The 16,722-nt window shown below is 59.4% G+C and carries 17 protein-coding genes; 5 read left to right on the top strand and 12 right to left on the bottom strand.

The annotated features are described in order from the left end of the window. Nucleotides 1–13 precede the first annotated feature (13 nt). The 10 genes from C2U68_RS01085 to C2U68_RS01040 all read right to left on the bottom strand — a co-directional run bounded on the left by C2U68_RS01085 (nucleotide 14) and on the right by C2U68_RS01040 (nucleotide 10,918). Nucleotides 14–940, bottom strand: coding sequence for an FAD:protein FMN transferase (locus tag C2U68_RS01085; protein ID WP_260839159.1), 927 nt, complete (start codon nucleotides 938–940; stop codon nucleotides 14–16). A 123-nt stretch (nucleotides 941–1,063) separates the two neighbouring features. Continuing rightward, nucleotides 1,064–1,591 carry a TlpA family protein disulfide reductase gene (locus tag C2U68_RS01080; RefSeq protein WP_260839158.1) on the bottom strand — a complete coding sequence of 176 codons (528 nt, stop codon included), beginning with the start codon at nucleotides 1,589–1,591 and terminating at the stop codon, nucleotides 1,064–1,066. 91 nt (nucleotides 1,592–1,682) lie between these two features. Continuing rightward, nucleotides 1,683–1,994, bottom strand: coding sequence for a hypothetical protein (locus tag C2U68_RS01075; RefSeq protein ID WP_186289462.1), 312 nt, complete (start codon nucleotides 1,992–1,994; stop codon nucleotides 1,683–1,685). Between the two features lie 220 nt (nucleotides 1,995–2,214). Next, a complete protein-coding gene (locus tag C2U68_RS01070; protein WP_140910656.1) occupies nucleotides 2,215–3,012 on the bottom strand; it encodes an FKBP-type peptidyl-prolyl cis-trans isomerase N-terminal domain-containing protein in 798 nt (265 codons plus the stop codon). A gap of 220 nt (nucleotides 3,013–3,232) precedes the next feature. Then, nucleotides 3,233–5,983 (bottom strand): DUF3570 domain-containing protein, encoded by a 2,751-nt coding sequence (locus C2U68_RS01065; protein ID WP_186289461.1) that lies wholly within the window; start codon nucleotides 5,981–5,983, stop codon nucleotides 3,233–3,235. After that, on the bottom strand, nucleotides 5,970–6,182 hold the full coding sequence (locus C2U68_RS01060; RefSeq protein ID WP_140910654.1) for a DUF4266 domain-containing protein: 213 nt from the start codon (nucleotides 6,180–6,182) through the stop codon (nucleotides 5,970–5,972). Before C2U68_RS01060 ends, C2U68_RS01065 begins: the two co-directional genes overlap by 14 nt. A gap of 270 nt (nucleotides 6,183–6,452) precedes the next feature. Then, nucleotides 6,453–7,112 carry a hypothetical protein gene (locus C2U68_RS01055; protein ID WP_140910653.1) on the bottom strand — a complete coding sequence of 220 codons (660 nt, stop codon included), beginning with the start codon at nucleotides 7,110–7,112 and terminating at the stop codon, nucleotides 6,453–6,455. An 86-nt stretch (nucleotides 7,113–7,198) separates the two neighbouring features. Then, nucleotides 7,199–7,624 (bottom strand): hypothetical protein, encoded by a 426-nt coding sequence (locus tag C2U68_RS01050; protein ID WP_140910652.1) that lies wholly within the window; start codon nucleotides 7,622–7,624, stop codon nucleotides 7,199–7,201. 268 nt (nucleotides 7,625–7,892) lie between these two features. Then, a complete protein-coding gene (locus C2U68_RS01045; protein ID WP_140910651.1) occupies nucleotides 7,893–8,825 on the bottom strand; it encodes a HEAT repeat domain-containing protein in 933 nt (310 codons plus the stop codon). Nucleotides 8,826–9,301: 476 nt separating this feature from the next. Beyond that, nucleotides 9,302–10,918, bottom strand: a complete 1,617-nt coding sequence (locus tag C2U68_RS01040) for an AAA family ATPase (RefSeq protein ID WP_140910650.1) — start codon at nucleotides 10,916–10,918, stop codon at nucleotides 9,302–9,304. Between the two features lie 207 nt (nucleotides 10,919–11,125). Between C2U68_RS01040 and C2U68_RS01035 the strand changes: the two genes are divergently transcribed. From C2U68_RS01035 to C2U68_RS01015, 5 genes are all read left to right on the top strand, one after another. Next, a complete protein-coding gene (locus tag C2U68_RS01035) occupies nucleotides 11,126–11,662 on the top strand; it encodes a flavoprotein (RefSeq protein WP_140910649.1) in 537 nt (178 codons plus the stop codon). Further along, nucleotides 11,659–13,053: a DUF6513 domain-containing protein gene (locus C2U68_RS01030; RefSeq protein WP_140910648.1), complete on the top strand. Its 1,395-nt coding sequence runs from the start codon at nucleotides 11,659–11,661 to the stop codon at nucleotides 13,051–13,053. Before C2U68_RS01035 ends, C2U68_RS01030 begins: the two co-directional genes overlap by 4 nt. Before the next feature lie 9 nt (nucleotides 13,054–13,062). Beyond that, on the top strand, nucleotides 13,063–13,773 hold the full coding sequence (locus C2U68_RS01025) for a glycine-rich domain-containing protein (RefSeq protein ID WP_140910647.1): 711 nt from the start codon (nucleotides 13,063–13,065) through the stop codon (nucleotides 13,771–13,773). A 242-nt stretch (nucleotides 13,774–14,015) separates the two neighbouring features. Continuing rightward, entirely contained in the window at nucleotides 14,016–14,378 is a 363-nt protein-coding gene (locus C2U68_RS01020) for a NifB/NifX family molybdenum-iron cluster-binding protein (RefSeq protein ID WP_140910646.1), read from the top strand. After that, a complete protein-coding gene (locus tag C2U68_RS01015) occupies nucleotides 14,375–14,743 on the top strand; it encodes a hypothetical protein (protein ID WP_140910645.1) in 369 nt (122 codons plus the stop codon). Before C2U68_RS01020 ends, C2U68_RS01015 begins: the two co-directional genes overlap by 4 nt. On the opposite strand, the gene C2U68_RS01010 is transcribed toward C2U68_RS01015, so the two are convergent. Together C2U68_RS01010 and C2U68_RS01005 are read right to left on the bottom strand one after the other, a co-directional pair. Beyond that, entirely contained in the window at nucleotides 14,740–15,615 is an 876-nt protein-coding gene (locus C2U68_RS01010; RefSeq protein WP_140910644.1) for a CPBP family intramembrane glutamic endopeptidase, read from the bottom strand. The genes C2U68_RS01015 and C2U68_RS01010 overlap by 4 nt on opposite strands. Nucleotides 15,616–15,627: 12 nt before the next feature. Beyond that, complete coding sequence (locus C2U68_RS01005; RefSeq protein ID WP_140910643.1) at nucleotides 15,628–16,704, bottom strand: PA0069 family radical SAM protein; 1,077 nt, start codon at nucleotides 16,702–16,704, stop codon at nucleotides 15,628–15,630. Nucleotides 16,705–16,722 lie beyond the last annotated feature (18 nt).

The following is a 16,722-nucleotide window of genomic DNA, read 5'->3' as shown; positions in this document are numbered from 1 at the left end:
CCTGCTCAGCAGCCTAGCCCAGTGTGCCGCCGCCGACGCCATGCACATCCACCCACAGGTGGGGCAAATTCAACTGCCGCAACCACTCGACGCCGTCCGCCTCTTTTAACATCGCAATCGTCGATGCACTGCCCGCCACCACGCAAAAATCGGCGACCGCGGTAACGGCCGCCAGATGCCTGACCGGCCAGCCGGTTTTCGGGTTAAGAATATGGCCGTAGCGCACACCGTCAATTAACAAGCAACGTTCGTAATCGCCGCTACTGGCCACTGCACCTTCATAAACGGGTAACGTCTTTAGAATCTCGCCGCGTTGACGCGGATCGCGAATGCCGACCCGCCACGGCGTCCCGTCGCCGCGCGGCCCGATCACCCGAATATCGCCGCCCAAATTAACCACGCCGTGTTTGACGCCACGATTGCGGCAAACCGTCGCCGCGCAATCCGCGGCGTATTCCTTAACCACGCCGCCGAAGTCGATTTCCATGCCCGTGACGCCGAAACCCAATAAAGGCTTTTGCCAAACCACCTTATCCCAACCGACTTTGGCCAATAGCGCCGCCAGTGCAGCCGGCTCGGGCAAACGGCCGGAATCAAATTTCCAGGCCTGCCGCAAAAGTCCTGAAGTAATGTCGAACAAACCGTCGCTTTGCTGGTGGCAGGTCGTGGCGTAATCCAACAAACTTGCAGTTTCGGCATCCACTTCGATCGTGGCTCCGGCCGCAGCGGCCCGGTTGATTTCCGACAGAAAACTGTCGGGACGGTAGCGGGAATATCGCGCCTCCAAACGTTGGACTTCGGCCACCGCCGCATCCGCCGCCGCACTGGCGGCGGCGGTGCTGACGGCAAACAATTGAATTTCGCACGGGGTACCCATTGCGTTGAATTCCCGGCGGTAATAGGTTAACGGCCGATTCGTCGCCGGTTTGTTGGAGTTCATGATCAGGAAATCGCTAAGGCAAGACCGCGATTTAACCAAAATCCACGGTTGCGATAAAGTCTGGCCACAAATCGATCTTGCTCTCCCGAAAAGTTTTAGGCCATACCGCTCGCTGTGCGACTCCTATGTCGCCGGCTCGTCGAGCAGTTGTTTCAATATGCCGCGTAACTCGTCGACTTCGCCCGGCCGAAAGCCTTTGTGGATGAATCGCACATGGCCTTTGCGATCGATCAAATACGAAGAAGGCATCGCTTCCACCGCAAAATTCTTGGCACATTGCTGACTCGGATCGGCTGCCACCGCAAAAACAGGGCGCGCTTTCGCCAAAAATGCCTGCGCGTCGGCGTCCTCCTCGTCAAGATTGACCGCCACCACCTGCAAGCCTCGCTGACCGTATTCGCGCTGCAACTCATTCATAAACGGAAACGATTGCATGCACGGTCCGCACCACGACGCCCAAAAGTCCACATATACCACTTGATTTTTGAGTTGCTGCCACTGCAAAGTCTTGCCGTCGGGCATAGCGGGCAAAGCGCATGCCGGCGCGGCTTGATTAACCTCGGCAGCCACGGCCGACATAGCGCAAGATACACCCAATACCACCGCGCCCCACTGCAAAAACGTCAAACGTCGAATAGATCGATCTTTCATCTTTATTCCTCTCCCAAACGGTCCAAACCCATACTGCCCAGCGCCCTAGCGCCGAGCGGCATCCAAACTCCCGATTTGCTCACAGCCGCCTTCAAGGCGGACCGGGGTCCTCATTCAAGCGGTTCACTTCGCGCTCCAAATCTTGCACTCGGTCACTCAAGATTACCAGTTGACGTGTGGTCAACGACAACTGCTCGTGCAACTGCTCGAAATGCACCTGAAAATACCGCGCTGACGGAAACTCCTCTGCCGGCACCCGCCTTGCCCGCCGTTGAGTGGACTTCGGCGGTTTCCCCTCGGGTCCGGCGTCCGGCTCGACCTGCGCTTGGCGCTGCTCGCGCATATCTCGCTGCATCGCCAGCGAACGCACCGCATTCCGTTTACCCATAACCGACTCGTCCATCATCTCTCCTAGGTTAAAAATCTGCCGCCGCGAACGGCAGCCTAGTCCCGGCCAATGCCTTTCGCGCCGGCATCGGGCATGGTGTTTGGAGTTACAGCACAACTGAAATTAACCCGCCGGTTAAACCGGTCCGATCTATAACCGCGGTCCTGCTCCGACATGCCAAAACGCAGGTGAAACCGCCCAACGCGATATCAAGTTCATAGACCGCGACGACACATTAGCCACCGCCGGCTGGAGCCAACCAGCGGGAGGTTGGTTTGACATCGCCGCCGGGGCCGGCGGTCAGAGTTTTTTTCGGCGCCATTTGCGCCGTGCCCCCAGACTTGATCTCAAGCAACTCCAGGTCGACAATCAAGGCTTCGTTGGGTTGTACCTTGCCAGCCAGACCGTCCGCACCATAGGCCAGTTCGGGCGGCAGGAATAAACGCCATTTGGCGCCGGGCGTCATCAACCCTAGCGCTTCCCGCCACCCCGGCACCAACCCGCTCAGCGGCACTTCGGCCGGCACTTCCGGCTTATTTGCCGTCAGTTCATTCCCGTCCAGGCGGGCGATCCGATACTGCAAGCGCACGCTGTCCGTAGCGGCCGGCTTGGCGCCGGCTTCGCGGCCAGGTATCAGCACCTGATATTGCAAACCGCTGGGCGTGGTGGTAACGCCGGGCTGGCTGCGGTTCTGTTGCAAAAACGCCTCGCTTTTGGCCTGATTGGCCGCCGCCAGTTTTTCGGTATACATAACGTGCTGCACGAACACCCAGTCCTGGCCTTTCTGCAATTGCTCGGGATTCAAGCGCAATGGCCGTTTATGCAGCACGTCGTTCATGCCCTGCAGGAACAGCTCCTGATCCAGCGGAATGTCGCTGACCTTCAGGTTTTGCATGTATTTCACGCCCTGGGCATAACTGGATTGTCGCTGTTCGGTGTCCAGCGCCGCGGGTTCGGCCGGTTTATCCGGGGCGGTGGCGCAGCCCCACAACGGCACGAGTAAGGCCAGGGCACATAGTTTGGGTGATGTCATGGCGTAATCCTCCTATCGAAAAAAGGCGCAGCGTTGCGATGATCGCTTCTGCTTGGAAAAATGGCGATTTGCATCCGGCGTCATACCTTGGGCCGCAGACAAGGTTTAATGCAAGGAAACCCGGCATTCAGGCCGGGTGTCGCTATCGCTCTACCCAGCCTACGCCTCCGGCTCCCTTCTCTCCATAGGAGAAGGCTTGGGGGTGAGGGCATGGCCACCCTCAAAAGTCATAACTCCAGTTGGCGTTGAGGGTGTAGTCGCGGTCCAGTTGGTAGCCGTTGAACTTGGTGTACAGCGGCTGTAGCCATTCCAGCTTCAGACCGTGGCCGGCCAGCGCGCCTTCGCGAAATTGCACGTTCAACCCCAAACCCAGGTCGACGAACTGGCCGCCGTAGTTGCTGGTCTTGTCGAAGGTGCCGTCATGACCGCTATAGGGCTGCCCCAAGCTGTTGTTTGGATAATGCCCGCGCAACTTGTCCTGCCAGCTATAAATCCCGCGCACGCTGCCGGACAACCAGTCTGTCAACTGGTAACCGCCCCAGACGCTACCCTGAAACACATCGCCCAAGGCGTACTTGGCCTCGTTGTGGTGTTGCAGGCGCAAGGTGCCGCCGGCCTGGGCGCCCCACAACCAGTCCTGCCAGGCGCCGCTATAGGTCAGGCTGGGTTTGAAGTCCCAGGTGCCGCTGCCGGTCTGCATGCCATAGTCCATCGGAGTTTCGCCGGTTGAACTTGCTGGCGAGTTGCGACGCCACACCCAATTGACGTCGCCAGTCGGCGCGCTGCCGCCCAGGCTAAGCACCAGTTGCTGGCGGTCAAAAGCCAGCACTTTAAACAAGGCGTACAAACCGGTGTCGCCGATGCCGCCGGTTTGATGAGTGTTGATCATTTTGCTGGCATGAGAATGGCCATTACCGTCGCGTTCGTCGACCAGCATCGTCATGTCCATCGCCATGTCCATCCATTGCGGCATCAGCATCAGGGTCAGCCAGTCGCTCGGCGCGTACATCAGTTCCAGCATATGCATATTCATCGCCATGTACGCCGGCGCCATCGCGCAGGTGGCGCCTTCGCAGCCGTTGGCGGCGATGTCGGCCTGGCCGACCGCCCGGTCGCCGTGCAGCATGGCGCCGGCTTGTTCGCTGCGCTGATAGCGGTAGCCCAGCATCCAGTCGCCGGCTTGGTTCAGGGTATGGGCAAACATCACTCCGGCCGGGGCCGCGGCGCCGGCGTGGCCGCCGTGGCGGTGGCCGTCGCCGGCCCCGCTGCCCCGACCCAGTTGGGCAAAGTTAACGCTGAGCGCAGCATTGGCGCTCCAGTAGTCGTAGTCGGCAAAATCCTGCTCGCCGCCGCCACCCAGTTTCAGGCTGCCGCGATGGCTGTAATACTCGAAGCCGACCTGCAACTTCAAGCCCCTGGCAAACTGCTTGGCGACAACCACTCCGCCGCTCAAGGCCCCATAACCGGATAGCCTTTGGTCGCTGGAATAATGCTTGGGCAGGGCCTTGATCGGTCGATAGGTGGTTTCGCCGGTATCCGGGTCGGTGGCCGTTTCGGTAATGGTGGTGAAGTAAGGCGCGTAAAACTCGGCGGCGCTTTGCGAGTAATAGCGCAGGGTCGGGGTGATGGTCCAGCCCATCCCTAAGGGTTGCACCCAATCGGCGTCGAAAGTGTGGGCGTCTATGCCCCAGTCGTCGTGGCCGAAGCGGTAATTGAAATGCAGCGCCGCGTCCAGCGGCTCGACGAACTGGCTGTAACCCACATGCCAATTGAACTGGTTGCGGACGATAGGCCGGGCTTCGTAAATACCGGAGCCACGCGCGCTGTACAACAGGGGTTGGTTCAGGTCCTGGCCGGGGGTTACCAATGCGTTGTAGGCGTAGACGGCTTTATAAGGGTTGCCCAAAAAGCCATCGCTGCGGGTATAGCTCATGTCCAAAGCCAGCACGGCATGGGGGGTCAGCACCTGGCTCAGGCCCAGTTCCGCGCCCCAATCCTGGCGGTTGCCGCGCAGGGTGGTACTGCGCAAGCTGGGGATGTGAACGCCGTTACGGTTGACGATGATGTCGTATTCCTTATCGATACGGGCGCCGGTGACCCGGCTGTTCCAATGTTCGGCAATCGCTTCGCCGGCGGCATTGTAGTCGGTAGAAAGTTGAGCTAAGTCGTTATAGGCCGGGCCTTGCGAGAAATAGCCCTGAGAAAGCGGATCCAGCGTAGCCTGGGTGGCGCTGTTGGTGTAACTGGCGCCGAAGTTGAGGCTGGTGCGTTTTTGGTTGAAGTCCAGGCGCAGGCCCAGATTGGCGAAGCGCGACTCGTAGTCGTTTTCCACCGAGGTACCGCCGCCGAGGCTGGCCGCCGCTTCGTCCCAGTCGTAACTGAGTTTGAAGTCGCCTTGCTGGCGCAGTTCCGGCGAGGCGCCGACCATGACGTGGGTCAGGCGGTCGGCCGGGGCGCCGGGGGCAAAGATCGGACTGCCGGTGTCCGGATCGAATTCGCCGGTGGTTGCTACTTCGTATAAGCGGCCGTTGCGGTCGGCGTAAAATGCCGCGCCACCAGATAGGAGTGGCGAGGCGCCGGTAATCGTCGTATACGTCGGATCATACTTCAATGCGGAATTACCGGTAATCGCCGGCGCGGTGGCGATCGGCGTGGCGCCGGACCAAGTGTCCTGAGTGTAATTGAAGGCAAATTTCAGCCGATCGCTGAAGGCGATGCGGGCGCTGCCGCGCAGGCTGTCGGCTTCGATGGGGTTGAGATAATTCGGGGCTTTGGCGACGAACTTCTGGCTGGTTACCGGATCGGAGCCCTGACCATAAACTGCGCGGTTGCCCTCCTGATAGTGGCCGTATTGAAAATCCACGCTTTCCAGTTCGGCGGCCTGCACCGGCCGCTGGGCCAGGCCGGGCAATAACAAGGCGGCGGCGCTGAGCGCTTGCAGCGCGCCGATGGGCGGTTTAGTAACAGCCACAGCCGCCTCCTTGCGCGCCGCTAGCAGCGCCGGTCAACGCCTCGCGGCTGCCGTAATTATGGGCCCGCAAGCTGCTTTGCAAGGGGTAAGGATCCAAGGCCATTTGCGGCTTGGCCAGGTTGCCGCGCTGCCAGGGCTGCACCTCGGCGCAGCCAGTGAACAGGGTTAACAAAATCAGGGTGGGGTAAGGTTTAAACATGGTGCGTCAATTTCCTTATAAACAGAGCTGCGCAAGTGGCTTAGGCTGCGCATCGCGTACCGATTTAGATTTAGCTGGTGTGCAAGGCCTTTGCGGTATGCGCTGCATACCCAAGCTCGATCACACCGGGCCAGAACCACCAGCGACTAGCCAATGGACGGTCAAGAAACCGGCGGACCGAAACCCGCCGGCGTTGCACTGCCCGTCCCTGGCGACTGAAGACTAGCGCCCCAGCCTGCGGTTTAACCGCTCCGCGATGGCACTAGATCATCATTGGTTGATGATTTGCACGTAGTCGGCGGCTTGATCGACACCATTGGGGTTGGCGCCGCCGGTGGTGGTGACGCCGGTGCCGGTATGTTGTGTATCTGTTCCTGGAGCCGGATTTCCCAACAACACGTCTTCGCAATGGAAAGAGGCTTGATAGGTGTTCGTCGTCGCGCTGCTATGCGAGATCGCGACGATGTAATCGCCGTTACGGTCGGCGCCGACCGTGTCGGCCACTTGCACCCAGGCGCTGCCGGCGCCGGACAACCACAGCAAGGTTTCAGGATGTTGCGCACCGGAACCGGTGGTGCTGGTCGATGCCGACGAACCGCCAACCTGGTTGCTGCCGCCGATGGCGCCGATGCTGACCCGCACACTGCCGGCCGCCGCATTGCAGGCGGCGTTGTTGGTGGTACATTGTTTGTGCACCTGCGCCACGAAACGTTTGGTCGCCAGCGTGGATGCGCCGAAATATTCACCCAATGGATCGGCAACTTGCGCGGCCGACAAGGTAAAGCAACTGGTATGGTACACATCCACCGTCGAAGCGCTGGTGGAACCCAGCACCCCGGCGGCTTCGTGCGCCGTCGCCCAGCCGGCGTAAGCCAGCGTACCCAATGCCAATACGGCGGATAGTGCGGTTTTTTTGGTTAGATTGTTCATGTTTGTCTTCCTTTGCGGCTTTTGCCGCGTTACCTAAATGAGTAAGTCACGGTTGCCCTGCAACCGCGGTTTCAGTCACGCAGGAATTACCGATTGATGATTTGGGTGATGGAACTAGCCGCACCGGAGCTGCAATTCGGCGTGACCGTATAGGCATGAGCCGCGGCCGTGGTTTGCGCCACGGTAAGCACAAAAGTATTGGGATTGCCGGCATTGTTGGCCGCGACCGCCGCGGTGGTGCAACCTGCGGCGCTGGTTACGGTGCAGGAGGTGCTGGAGTTTTTACCGTCCAGATTGCCGACCGATACCCGAGTACCGGAGGTGGTGGTTGGCGTACCGGCGACGGTGGCAGTCAGCGACGCACCGGCGGTACAGGTGGCGTGCCAAATGTCGAGGTTCTCGGTAGTAGTGGAACCCAGCGAGCCCGAAAATGCATGACCGACGGATGCAAAACCCAACCCGGCCAGCATCAAGGAAGACAATAATGCGGTTTTGAACATTGGCTGTTTCATGTAAACTTCCTCTGCGGCAATATGCCGCACTTGCGTTAGAAAAAACCGGCGGCGGGGCAATCCCGACACCGGCTTCGGCCGTCACCGTTTCAGCCGGTTGCGGCCTGTTTGCGCTTCCGTTTGCCGTTACCGCGGCGGACGGAAGCCATCGCGGCTGGACCGATCGCCCTAGAGCGGCGAATCGGCGCATGCCGTGTTCAAAAAGCAGTTTCATCGCGCGGACGGCTATCCGCACCATCTCAAATGCAGTTCAGCTCCCAGGCGCACGCTATTGACCGTGGGTACGGGCGAGTTCCGCCAATTTAGCGGCCGCGTAGCCGGCCACCGTCGGATTACTGTCGGTCGCGGCTCGCTCCAGGATGGCTTGATTGCCGGCGGCACGATCGACCGCCGCCAGGCGCACTTCCATGTCTTTGTCGTCCAACGCTCGATTCAGCACTTGCTCGGCACCGTCTTCGTCGTAAGCCGCCAGCGCGCTGACCGCTTGCGCCCGGATACCGGGGCTTTTGTCGTTAATGGCGTCTTCCAAGGCTTGCCGGACGTTAGGATCCGCTTTGGTACCGGTCGACCCTAAATTCAGCAGGGCCTCAGCGCGCTGGGACGGATCCTTGGATCTGGCTTGCTTTAGCATCGTTTCGGTGTGTTCGCGCTGAGCGCGATCAAGCGCGGCCTGTTGTGCCGGTGTGGGTTGGATTTCCGGCGTAGCATCTTGTTCGGATACAGCGACCTTGGCGGTCGCGGCCGGGCAACCGCTCATGCTGGAGCCGAGCAGCCAGACTTGTTCCCGGCTGGCGCCTTCCGGTTTTTGGCTGACGACGCCGATTTGCTTGCCGACCAGACATTCCAACAACGCTTGCACTTTATCGGCAATACAGGTGGCGGTGACCGGCGCCTCCGGGAGTACCGTGTAGTGGATTTCGGTTTTGGTTTTAGCGGCGATTTCCTTGACGATGTCGGCCAATGCGGCTTGTCGAACATTGAGCTGCAACAGACTGCCTGGAGTTTTGCCGATAACCAATTCCACGGCCTGATGGCTTTCTGACTTGCCCGTAGTGCCGACGGGCGCGGTAGCGGCTGCCGCCGGTTGAATTGCAGCAGCTGACAACACCAAGGAGACCGGCATCGCGCGGCAAGCGAACGGTGGAGCGAGTCGTATTGTGGCGGCAACGCGGCCGACGGTTTTTCGGTAAAGTCTGATCATGGCTAATTCCTGGATTGGCAAGCGAAAAGGTAGAAGCTAAATGGATCGACACTGAAGAGCCTGATGTGTCGATAGGACGGGAAGCTGAGCAATGTTGCGTTCTAACAGCAATGATCAGGCCACAATATTCGAGCATGAGTTGGAACCCAGCGCGACCCGAACCGCTTCCGGCCCCGGAAAATCCAGGCAAAGCGTTGTTTTTATAATTTATTTTCCGGAACAGCGCTAACCGGCTCTCGCTGCCTCAGCGCAGTTTCAGCGGCAAAAATATCTAGCGCGTGATATGACGCGATTTTATTGGGGAAGCCTGCTGCTTATGCGATTGATTTCTAACGCGAAATCTACAGAGATAGTCGAAATGCCTTAACGGCATGGGATATAACCCAATTTTCTGCCGTCATGGACGCAGAATTCAGGCGCACTTGGATGCGCGAACTACTAACCCAGGCCTTGAATACCGCTTGCCCTGAGCCTATTTAAGGACGTGCCACACCGCCAAGCCCAGGGTTTAACAAGGTTTTGATGGCGATGGAGAGTTTTTCGCGGCGCGATGCCAACAACTGGAATCCGTGCATCAACATCGCGATTTCGTCCTGCAGGTTTTGTTGGTCAACCGCCATCGTATCCAAAGCCTCCAGCGTCGAATTGAGCAATAATTCGGGTTGGCTTTGGTAAGGACGATTGAAGCGGGCGTGAAAGGCGTCGCGCAATTTTTGCAGCAATTCTTCAAACCGCTGTTCGGTGAATTCGTCGCTGCCGACGCTGGCCAATACCGCCTGTTCGGCATCGAACGCGTCGCGATGGTAAGCCTGCCGGAACGCGGCGCGCAGTTGTTCGATCGCATCCTGGTGCTGTTCCGGCTGTCCCTGCACCTGGGCCGCCAAGCGCGCCACTGCTTCAGACAGCTTGTACATTGGCGTTTGATGGCGCATCGCATATAACGCCTCCAGAGTCGACGCCAGTTCCAGCAGGCGCGGCGCGGCATAGTTTTCGGTTTCCAGCCAACGGTAAAACAGTGCCTTGAACGCGGCCGGAAAGGTGCCGAACTGCTCGCAATACGCTTCGACGAAATCGCCGGTAAACCGCTCCAGTGCCGGCTGGTCCAAAACTTGGCGTCTGATGTCCGCAAGCAAGCGCTGCGGCGTATCACTGGCGACAGCCGGTGTTTGTGTACGGACCTCACTGCGAATGTCCGGCCCCGGTTCCGCATATCCCGCCGTTACTGCGGGCTCGGCCGTCGGCGCGGCATCGGCGGCGGTCAGCATCCGCAGCCAATAGTCGGTCAAACCGGGAGCATTAGGATCGCTGCCGATATGTTTGACGATATTATCGGCTAACGAGAACAAACAGCGGCTGGCCGGCGAACCGGCCGCCAAGTCGATCACGGTCATCTGCAAAGCCACCGCTTTGGAGACATTGTCGTCGCGAACCACGAAACCGCCGTACTCGACCTTCTGTTTCAGACACTTTTCGGCGACCGCGGCAAACCGGCGGTAAGTTTCGGTCGCCGCCGGATAATCCAGCGCCTGATTGACCACCACGCGCAAACTGCCGCGGTAGTTTCTGGCATTCAAGGCTTTCAGCAGGGAAAAGCCGTCGGTTAACGCGGCCGGATCGGCACTGACTAACAAAAATGCGTATCTGGCCGCCTCGATTAATTGCAATACCTTGTCGGTCAGTGCCGCCGGGACGTCAATCAAAAAATAATCGTATTGGCCTTCCAGTTCCCGCACTACCCGTTCCAGCTGCGAGTGCTGCTCCGCCGCCAACGGCTTGCTCATCAGCGCTTGCGCGCCGGGCAACACCGCTACACCGTCACTGGTTTTGATCACCGCCTCGGCCAGACTACGTTCGCCGCGGGCCAGTTGCTCCAGGTTGAACGCCGGTCGCAAGCCCAGCACGGAATTGATATTGGAAAGCCCGGTATCGGCGTCGATGATGCAGACACCGAGGCCGCGGGCGGCCATTGCCGCGGCCAGATTAGCCACCAAACTGGACTTGCCGACCCCGCTCGTGCCACTGGCGAATACCAGGACGTGCGGCGTTTTTCGAAGAACGTTTGTATCCTGCAATTGAGTAATCTGACTATCCATAATGAAACGGCAAACGAAACGATAGCGGCTGGGAGAAATATCCTGACAATTCGGCTCGGCATTGTACGCCTTATCCTACAAATCCCAAGCAACTAAAAGGCGCGGCGAAAATAGCGGCGGCGGCCGGTCGGAACCCACTCGGCCTCGGCGGCATTTGCCGCGAGTCTTCACGTATAATGCCGCGACCTGAAAACTAACCGAAACGCCATGACCACGCCACGCCTTGCCTGGGCTATCACCGGCTCCGGACATTACATCGAAGAATGTCTCGACTTCATGCTGACGTTGGATAACGTCGATCTTTACCTGAGCCAGGCCGGCGAGGAAGTACTGAAAATGTACGGCATCAAACTGGACGATATCCGCGCCAAGATGCCGATTTATCGGGACAAAGCGGCTTCGGCGCCGCCGGTAGGGCTGTTTTACAAAGGCTATTACCACACCTTCGTCATGGCGCCGACCACCTCCAACACCATCGCCAAATGCGTGCTGGGCATCGCCGATTCGCTGGTGACCAATTTGTACTCGCAAGCCGGCAAATGTCGGGTCCCCAGCATCGTCTACCCGTGCGATACCGCGCCGGAGATCGAGACCACCGCGCCGGGCAAGAAAAAATTCATGGTCTATCCGCGCCCGGTCGACCTGGAGGCCACCGATAAAATTCGCAGCTTTCCCTACACCCAAGTCGTGGACGACGTCGAACAACTGATCCTGGCGGTAAACACCCGCCTGGCCGGACTATGAGCGAAAAAATCCTGTTCATCACCGGCCGCCTGGCCGAAAAACAGGTCCGCCAGGTGCTGGAAAAAATGCAGCCCGATTTTTATTACAAGGTGCATGTGATGGGCGTGACGGTGGCGGCACTGATCACCGCGGAAATGATCGCCCGCCGGCTAACCGACACCGGCGGCGCCGACCGCATCGTGATACCGGGCCGCTGCCGCGGCGATCTGGACATGCTGTCCCGGCATTACGGCATTCCAGTCGAACGCGGCCCGGAAGAGATCAAGGACTTGCCGCAACACTTCGGCATGGCTGCGCACCATTACGACCTGAGCCAATACCAAACCAAAATCTTCGCCGAGATCACCGATGCGCCGAATATCGGCGTCGACGCGGTGGTCGAGCGCGCGCATTACTACAAAGCCAACGGTGCCGACGTAATCGATATCGGCTGTCTACCCGGCACGCCGTTTCCGCATCTGGCCGATTGCATCAAAACGTTGAAGCAGGAAGGCTTTAGCGTCAGCATCGACTCGCTGGAAGACGCCGACCTGCTGGCCGGCGGCAAGGCCGGTGCCGATTACCTGCTGAGCCTGACCAATAAGAGTCTGTGGATTGCCGACGAAGTGGCGGCAACGCCGATTCTGATTCCGGAAGTCCACGGCGACTTGGATACATTGGATCAAGCCATCGAGACCTTGAGCGCCAAAAACCGCGCCTTCATCGTCGACCCGATCCTGGACCCGATCCATTTCGGCTTTACCGAGTCCATTGTCCGCAATTACCGGTTCCGCCAACGCTACCCGGACATCGAAATGATGATGGGCGTCGGCAACCTGACCGAACTGACCCACGCCGATACCTCCGGTATTAATGCGGTGCTGCTGGGCATTTGCTCGGAACTGAACATCAACCACATTCTGGCAACGGAAGTCAGCAAACACGCACGGCGGGCGATCAAGGAAGCCGACGTGGCCCGGCGCATGATGTATGCCGCCAAACAGCACAACACGCTGCCCAAACACATCAGCCCGGACTTGATGACGGTGCACGAGACTGCGCCGTTTCTGAACAGCCGCGAAGAAGTCGAAAGTCTGGCGGCGCAAATCAAAGACCCCAGCTACCGGATCCAGGTCAGCAGCGACGGCATCCACATTTTCAACCGCGACGGCCTCCACAGCGCCACCGACCCGTTCGATCTGTACCCGAAACTGCAGGTCGAAACCGACGGCGGCCACGCTTTCTATCTGGGCGTCGAATTGGCGCGTGCCGAAATCGCCTGGCAACTGGGCAAGCGTTTCACCCAGGACCAAGCCTTAAGCTGGGGTTGCGCCGCGCAGGGCACCGAGCCGACCGTGGACTTGCACACCTTCAAACCGGCCGGCAGCACGCTGAAAAAACACGAGGACTAAGAGGATGCAATGGCCAGCCAAACTGCGCTACTGATCCTGATAGCCATACTCAGTGCGGTGCTGCTCTGGTTATGGCAGCACTGGCGCCGCGCCGCCCGCGCCGATTTCATCCGCCGCTACGCCTTCCCTGCCGGACTATTCGAAAAATTGCAAAAGCGCCGGCCGCAATTGACACGCAAGGACTGTGAATTGACCGCCCGCGCCTTGCGCCAGTTTTTTCTGGCCTATCTGCATGGCGGCGGTAACTTCGTGTCGATGCCGTCGCAACTGGCCGACGACTTGTGGCACGAGTTCATTTTGTATACCCGGCATTACCAGCAATTCTGCCGCCAAGCCTTCGGCGGCTTTCTGCACCATACGCCGGCCGTGGTGTTAAGCCGGAACCGCCGCAGCAATGCCGGCCTGCGCCGGGTCTGGTGGCAATGCTGCCGCGAGGAAAACATCAACCCGAGAAAACCCAGCCGGCTACCGCTCCTGTTTGCTCTGGACAGCAAATTGCAGATCGCCGACGGTTTCAGCTACGTCGCCGATTGCTGCGGCCAGATCGCCCGCGGCGGCGGCGGCGGCCGTAGCGGCACGCCCTATTGCGGCGCCGACTTCGCCGACAGCAGTTTCGACGGCGACACCGACGGCTTCGGCGACCATAGCGGCAGCGGCGACATTGGCGGGGATGGCGATTCCGGCGGCTGCGGCGGCGGTTGCGGAGGCGGCGGCGACTAACTGCCGGCAGCATACCCATGTGCGCCAGTCGCAACGTAGCGCCGATTTGTCGGTTTAGACCTGTCGCAAACCCGACAACCCAATCTCCCGCTACAGCCGCAGCCCGCTGCCAACCGGGGTTGTACGTCTGGTATCGGACTTGCTAGTCAAGTCCTGACAGCCACCACTTTTGCCACGATGAAACCGAAATTCGCTGCTTTCCATTCGGCCATAGCCGGACGACCAATTCCGGAGTCAGGACTATGCTGGAACCGACCCTGAAACTCGCGGTTGCCAGCAAAGACGGCATCTCGATCAACGAACATTTCGGCCACGCCAAAAAATTCGGCATCTATAGCGTCGGCAAAGACGGCTGCCGGCTCCTGGAAACCCGCGACGTCGATAATTATTGCCTGGGCCAGCAGGCCGACCAATCGGCGATGGCCGGCATCCTGGCCACGATCAAGGATTGCCACGCCGTTTTCGTGGCTCGCATCGGCGACGGCCCGACCGCGAAAGTCAACGCGATCGGTGTCCGCGCCGTGTCCGCATACGCCTATGCGGCGGTCGAAGAATCCTTGCTGGATTACGCCCGGCGTACCGCAGCCGGCGAGGAAATCAGATGACGCCGAAGCATGTCGCAGCTTGGGCGGCAACGCATGCGCTATCGCCGCTTCAGATCGATTGCGCCGTGACGGTGATGCTGAAAATCCTGGACGGCAAATGCAAGATGCCGGCGCAGGAAAAAGTGGTGATGGAGTTGCTGTACGACCGGATCAAACATCTGCCCGGCCAATTGCTGGACCATAGCGTACACGAACTGATCGAATCTGCTCGCAATGCCGATGACGAAGCACTGAAAAATCTGATCTACGAAAAACGCCTGCTAGCCGAAACCGCGATCTCGCGGCCGGTGATGAAAAGTTTTAAAGCGATGATCCGCGCTGAAGGCTTGCTGCCGGCGAAAACCGCAACCGACAGCGAGGATTAAATGCCGCCCGCGCTGAGTGCCGGATAGCTGAACAGCAAAAAGTGCAGACAATTCAGGCCAAAATGGCTCAGGATCGCGGCTTCCACGCGGCCAGTGGCCTGATATGCTGTGCCGTAACCGATACCGGCCAGCGTCGCCAATCCGGCGTAAGTCCAGCCGCCCTGCAGATGCTTCAAACCGAACAGAGCCGCCGCCAATACAATCGCCCACTTTTCGCCATGGCGCCAACGCTTCAACCAGCGCATCAAGCCGCGCTGTAACAAACCCCGGAAAAAGGCTTCTTCGACCAGACAGGTCGACAATAAATTGCCCCAGGCCCACAGCCAAAACAGCTCGCTCCATTTCGTTTGCCAGCGCACAAACGCCAAAGCCAGCGACGCTCCTAAAACGGCGATCGTCGTCAGCAACAGAATCGGCAACATCCGTTTCCCGAGTTGTCGCCATTCCCCGACCTTACGCAGGCGGTGCCGTGTGCAACCCAACACGCAAAGGCCGAGCAAAATACCGTCGAAGTTCAAATACTTGCTATACGGCAACGAATCCGGACCGAAGCGCCAATCGGCGATGACTTTGGGATTGGCGAAGCCCGGCAACCAATGAAATATCAACCCGGTAGCAACGATGAGGGCGACCAGCCAGGCCAGAGTCCGCCAAAACTTAGCCAGCGCGGCACGTTCGGCCAGCAGCAATCCGGCGGCCAACAGTACAGGCCAGAGCAAGGCCAGCGGCTGCAGGATACGGCCGTAGAATCCGGCCGCAATCGCCGCGGCCAAGGCCAATGGCGTCAGCAAGCACTTGCCGGGCAGCCATAAGCCCAGCACGGCTAGGCTTAGCAGGCCGTAAGTCCACAGAATAATTGGCGTTACAAACACCACGCAGCCGGCTCAATCGAAAAAGTCGAAACTCAGCTGCCCGCTCGGGTCGGGTTTGCGGAACACATCGCTACGCAATGCCGGCAAGGCGCGGTCCATGCCCAGTTTCTTGCAGATCAAGCCAAAGCGCTGGGCAATCAGATCGGCGTAAGAACCGCTGCCGCGCAAGCGCTGATGGAACGCGGCATCGTAGGCCTTGCCACCGCGGCTGTCGCGGACCCGGTTCATGACGTGCTCCGCTTTCAGCGGAAAGTTGTGTCGCAGCCATTCTTCAAACAGCTCAGCGGTTTCCAGCGGCAGGCGCAGCAGAATGTATTCGGCACTGAGCGCACCGGCCGCGTGCGCGGCGGAGACGATTCGCTCCAATTCGTAGTCGGTCAATACCGGAATCAACGGCGCCACCATCACCCCGACCGGCACGCCGGCCTCGCGTAAGCGCGCCACGGCGTCCAGCCGGCGTTGCGGTGCCGAGGCGCGCGGCTCCAGGGTTCTGGCCAGATTCCGGTCCAAGGTCGTGACCGACAGGCATACCGAGGCCAAGCCCTGTTGCGCCATCTCGGCCAAAATATCGATGTCGCGTTCGATCAAGGCCGACTTGGTGACGATGCTGACCGGATGCCGGGTCTCGGCCAGCACTTCCAATATGCCGCGCATGATGCGCTGCTGGCGTTCCAGCGGCTGGTAGGGATCGGTGTTGGTACCCAAGGCCAACGGCGCACACTGGTAATTGCGCTTGCCCAGCTCTGCCCGCAACAATGCGGCGGCATTGGGTTTTACCAGGATTTTGGTTTCGAAATCCAAGCCCGGCGAATAGCCCAGGTAAGCGTGGGTCGGCCGGGCGAAACAATAAATACAGCCGTGCTCGCAGCCGCGATAGGGATTGATGGAACGGTCGAACGGAATATCCGGCGAATCGTTATAGTTGATCAGCGATTTGCTGTTATCGACGACGATTTCGGTCGGCAGCGGCGGCAAATCGTCATCCAGGCCGCCCCAGCCGTCGTCCTCGGCATGGCCGCTTTGCTTCTCGAACCGGCCGGCGGCATTGCTGATGCTGGCGCGGCCTTTGTAAATCAGGGGTTTGGACATGGATTGCTCCGCAAAACC

This window comes from Methylomonas koyamae, from assembly GCF_006483455.1.
Lineage (GTDB): Bacteria > Pseudomonadota > Gammaproteobacteria > Methylococcales > Methylomonadaceae > Methylomonas > Methylomonas koyamae_B.
Note: the sequence above shows the minus strand (reverse complement) of the source record. Positions and strands in the feature narration are given on the sequence as shown.